Raw genomic sequence first — 4,534 nt, 5'->3', positions numbered from 1 at the left:
TCTGGTTGGGGGCGCTTCGCACCCAGCGGGAGCAAGCTCCCTCGCCACAGAGGCCGCGTTCAATCAAGGACAGTCGCGTCGTACGCAGGCCATGTGATCAAGATGCTACCTCCCGCAGGTGCTTCAGCGTCGGCGAAACAACGGCCGCGGCTCGATCACCGAGCGACCATACTGCACGCTCATGCCCGCCAGGCCTTTGAGTGCATCATCGACGCACTTGTCTTCGCGCACGGCGAACGCATCGAACCCGCACTGACGCATATGGCTGAGCTGGTCACGCAGCACGTCGCCCACCGCCCGCAGCTCCCCTGTCCAACCCAAACGCGTGCGCAACAGGTACGCCTGACTGTAGGCCCGGCCATCGCGAAAGCTGGGAAACTCCAACGCGATCATGGGCAACCGGGGCAACCAGGGTTCGAGGCTTTCCACCTCGTCATCCGGCCCCAGCCACACGGCATCCGAGGCGCGACGGTGCTCATGCCATAGCGCCAGGGGCCAGATCAATGGCCCGACCGGCCGTTGCGCATCAATGTCCTTGATCAAGGTCCATGGATCATCGTCGACCTTGTGGGCAACGCCATCCAACAGGCGTAGCAGATTGTTCATGCCGCGCCCTCCAGGGTCTTGGGGTAGATGCACTCCTTGAATGGCTCCAGTCCGATACGCTGCACGGTGTCGACAAACCGCTCTTCACTTTCCCGGTAGCGAACAAAGGTCGCGATGATCAGCTCGATCACCCCGGGCACTTCAGCCGCGCTGAACGACGGACCGATCACTTTGCCCAACGCACTGTTTTTGCCCTGGGCACCCCCCAGAGTGATCTGGTACCACTCGCTGCCGTTCTTATCGACCCCGAGAATGCCGATGTTGCCGATGTGGTGGTGACCGCAGGCGTTCATGCAACCGGAGATATTGAGACTGATATCCCCCAGGTCATGCAGGTAGTCGAGGTCGTCGAAACATGCCTGGATGCCTTGGGCAATCGGAATCGACTTGGCGTTGGCCAACGCACAGAAATCACCGCCAGGGCAGGCAATGATGTCGGTCAGCAAGCCGATGTTCGCGCACCCCAACCCGACCTCGCAGGCCAGGCACCACAAAGCGTACAAGTGCGCCTTGGGCACGTCCGGCAGCACGATGTTCTGCTCGTGGGCAATGCGGATCTCACCGAAGCCGAACTGCTCGGACCAGTCGGCCACCGCGTCCATCTGCCGGTCAGTGACGTCACCCGGAGGCGCGGACAGGCCGGGCTTGGTCGACAGCACCACACTGGCGTAACCCGGCACTTTATGCGGCTGTACGTTGCGCGCCACCCAGCGCGCGAACGCCGGGTTTTCGGCCAGCCGCGTGCCGAAATCCAGATCAGTGTCCGCCAATCGATCGTAGCTCGGCGGCACGAAGGCGCTGGCGACCCGCTGGTACTCGAGTTCGGTCAACTGTGCCGGGCCGTCCTTGAGGTGTTGCCACTCCTGCTCCACTTCCCTGGCAAAGGCGTCGATCCCCAGGGCCTTCACCAGGATCTTGATCCGTGCCTTGTACTTGTTGTCGCGCCGACCATGACGGTTGTACACCCGCAACACCGCCTCGACGTAGGACAGCAGGTGCTGCCAGGGCAGGCCTTCACGGATCTGCAGGCCGAGGATCGGCGTGCGCCCCAGGCCACCGCCGACGATGACCCGTAGCAGCATCTGCCCGGAGGCATCCGGGTAAAGGTACAGGCCGATGTCATGCATCATGATCGCCGCGCGGTCCTGCTCGGCCGAGCAGATGGCGATCTTGAACTTGCGCGGCAGGTACAGGAATTCGGGGTTGATGGTCGACCACTGGCGCAGGATCTCCGCCAGGGGACGCGGGTCGATCAACTCATCCGCCGCCACCCCGGCAAACGCCTCGGTGGTGATGTTGCGTACACAATTGCCAGAGGTCTGGATCGCGTGCATTTCGACTTCGGCCAGGCGCTGGAGAATGTCCGGCACCTGTGCCAGTTCGATCCAGTTGAACTGCAGGTTCTGCCGGGTGGTGAAGTGGCCGTAGCCGCGATCGTAATCCCGGGCGATGCTGGCCAGCGTGCGCATCTGCCAGGCATTCAGGGTGCCGTAGGGAATGGCCACCCGCAGCATGTACGCGTGCTTTTGCAGGTACAGGCCGTTCTGCAGGCGCAAGGGCAAAAACTCTTCCTCGCTCAAGGCGCCGGCCATGAACCGTTCGACCTGATCGCGAAACTGCGCAACCCGTTCAAAGACCAGGGCCCGGTCATAGTCATCGTACTGATACATGTCGCTACCTCATCAGGGTGATCGGGCTCTACGGCTCGTTTCAAGGTGAATGACTATGGATCAGCAGCTCAGGACGTTACAGATTCAGCTAACCACTAAAAAACCAGATCAGACCCCATCCAATTGCCGTAGACATGGGTAATTTCTGATCCGTATTAATGTGCTTTTTCTGAGCCTGTTTTGTTTCCCCGGGTGTTTCTACAGTTCACACCCTGCCAGACCGGGTGGCCTGGCATGACTTTGCAACCGTGGAAGCAATGACCATGAGCACAGCAACAATCGGACAGGCCTATAACTACAAGGTCGTCCGCCAATTCGTCGTGGCAACAGTGGTATGGGGTGTTATCGGGATGGCGATGGGCGTGTGGATCGCCTCGCAACTGGTGTGGCCGGAGGCGAACCTCGATCTGCCCTGGACCACCTTCGGCCGCTTGCGGCCGCTGCACACCAGCCTGGTGATTTTCGGCTTTGCCGGCAGCGCACAGTTTGCCGCCAGCTACTACGCGGTACAGCGGACCTGCCAGGTACGGCTGTATTCGGACAAGCTGGCGGCGTTCACCTTCTGGGGCTGGCAATCGGTAATCGTCAGCATGTTGATCACCCTGCCGCTGGGCTACACCACCACCAAGGAATACGCCGAGATCGAATTCACCGGCGCGGTGTGGATGACCGTGGTCTGGGTGGCCTACGCCATTGTGTTCTTCACCACCGTGGTGCAGCGCAAGACCAAACACATCTATGTCGGCAACTGGTTCTTTGGCGCGTTCATCGTGGTCATCGCCATGCTGCACGTGGTCAACCATCTGTCGATCCCGGTGGACTGGTTCAAGTCCTACCCGGTGTATTCCGGGGCCACCGACGCCATGGTCCAGTGGTGGTACGGCCACAACGCGGTGGGTTTCTTCCTGACCACCGGCTTCCTGGGGATGATGTACTACTTCGTGCCCAAGCAGGTCGGCCGCCCGGTGTACTCGTATCGCCTGTCGATCGTGCACTTCTGGGCGCTGATCACCCTGTATATCTGGGCCGGCCCCCACCACCTGCACTACACCGCACTGCCGGACTGGGCCCAGTCGCTGGGCATGGCCATGTCGCTGATCCTGCTGGCACCTAGCTGGGGCGGGATGATCAACGGCATGATGACCCTGTCGGGTGCCTGGCATAAGTTGCGCACCGATCCGATCCTGCGCTTCCTGGTGCTGTCCCTGGCGTTCTACGGCATGTCGACCTTCGAAGGCCCGATGATGGCGATCAAGACCGTTAACGCACTGTCCCACTATACCGACTGGACCATCGGCCACGTCCATGCCGGCGCCCTGGGTTGGGTGGCGATGATCACGTTCGGCGCGACCTACCACATGATCCCGAAGATCTTCGGCCGCGAACAGATGCACAGCGTGCCCCTGATCAACCTGCACTTCTGGCTGGCGACCATCGGTACCGTGCTCTATATCGCCTCGATGTGGGTCAACGGCATCACCCAGGGCCTGATGTGGCGCGCCATCAACGACGACGGCACCCTCACCTACTCCTTCGTCGAAGCGCTGCAGGCCAGCCATCCGGGGTTCATCGTGCGGTTTGCCGGTGGTGTGTTCTTCCTCGGCGGCATGCTGCTGATGGCCTACAACACCTGGCGCACCGTGCGGGTTGCCGACGCCACGATGGCCGAGCGCGAAGCGCAGTTTGCCTGATTGCCTGATTGCCCCGCGACGCAAGCCGCACCGGCTTGCGTCGCTCATCTGAGGGAAGATTGATCATGATGGAAGTGATGCTGAATCTGGCGGCGGTGGCGTGCCTGTACCTGTCGGTGGAGTACTGCTTGCGGCACCAGTCGCCCAAGAGCCTGGACGATGCCAGCCTGATCCCCTTTGCCGACGACCCCGACGTAGCGCGGCGCGTGGAGCAGGCGACCGGCAAGACCATCAACGCGGTCGCGCCCGAGGTGGCGAAACCGGGTTGGGGCAATGTGGAGGTTTGATCCTGTCTAATGTGGGAGATACCGTCCTGATCACAGGGCAGCCCTCGTCAGGCGCGGGATACCGAACACAGGCCCCGTGGCTTGCTCGCGCTGGGCTGTGCAACAGCCGCAAAATCGGTCACCGCGTTTTACCTGAAAGCCTGCAGTCGTCTGGTTGGGGCGCTTCGCACCCAGCGGGAGCAAGCTCCCTCGCCACGACGGCAGCGTTCAGTCAAGGACAGTGGCGTCGTACGCAGGTCCCGTGGCGAGCGAGCTTGCTCGCGCTGGGCTGCGTCGCAGC

4 protein-coding genes are annotated in these 4,534 nt (G+C 61.8%); 2 read left to right on the top strand and 2 right to left on the bottom strand.

Annotated elements, in window-relative coordinates:
- Positions 1-123: 123 nt before the first annotated feature.
- Together AC3WQN_RS25325 and AC3WQN_RS25320 are read right to left on the bottom strand one after the other, a co-directional pair.
- On the bottom strand, positions 124-606 hold the full coding sequence (locus AC3WQN_RS25325; RefSeq protein WP_095144082.1) for a DUF934 domain-containing protein: 483 nt from the start codon (positions 604-606) through the stop codon (positions 124-126).
- Positions 603-2,276 carry a nitrite/sulfite reductase gene (locus tag AC3WQN_RS25320; protein WP_103402397.1) on the bottom strand — a complete coding sequence of 558 codons (1,674 nt, stop codon included), beginning with the start codon at positions 2,274-2,276 and terminating at the stop codon, positions 603-605. Before AC3WQN_RS25320 ends, AC3WQN_RS25325 begins: the two co-directional genes overlap by 4 nt.
- Positions 2,277-2,539: 263 nt before the next feature.
- On the opposite strand from AC3WQN_RS25320, the gene ccoN reads away from it, so the two are divergent.
- Positions 2,540-3,967, top strand: a complete 1,428-nt coding sequence (gene ccoN, locus AC3WQN_RS25315; RefSeq protein WP_103402396.1) for a cytochrome-c oxidase, cbb3-type subunit I — start codon at positions 2,540-2,542, stop codon at positions 3,965-3,967.
- 65 nt (positions 3,968-4,032) lie between these two features.
- On the top strand, positions 4,033-4,254 hold the full coding sequence (locus AC3WQN_RS25310; RefSeq protein ID WP_103402395.1) for a CcoQ/FixQ family Cbb3-type cytochrome c oxidase assembly chaperone: 222 nt from the start codon (positions 4,033-4,035) through the stop codon (positions 4,252-4,254).
- The last annotated feature ends 280 nt before the right edge of the window (positions 4,255-4,534 follow it).

The sequence above is a fragment of the Pseudomonas sp. FW300-N1A1 genome, assembly GCF_058789115.1.
This window is presented reverse-complemented; position numbering and strand designations above follow the sequence as displayed.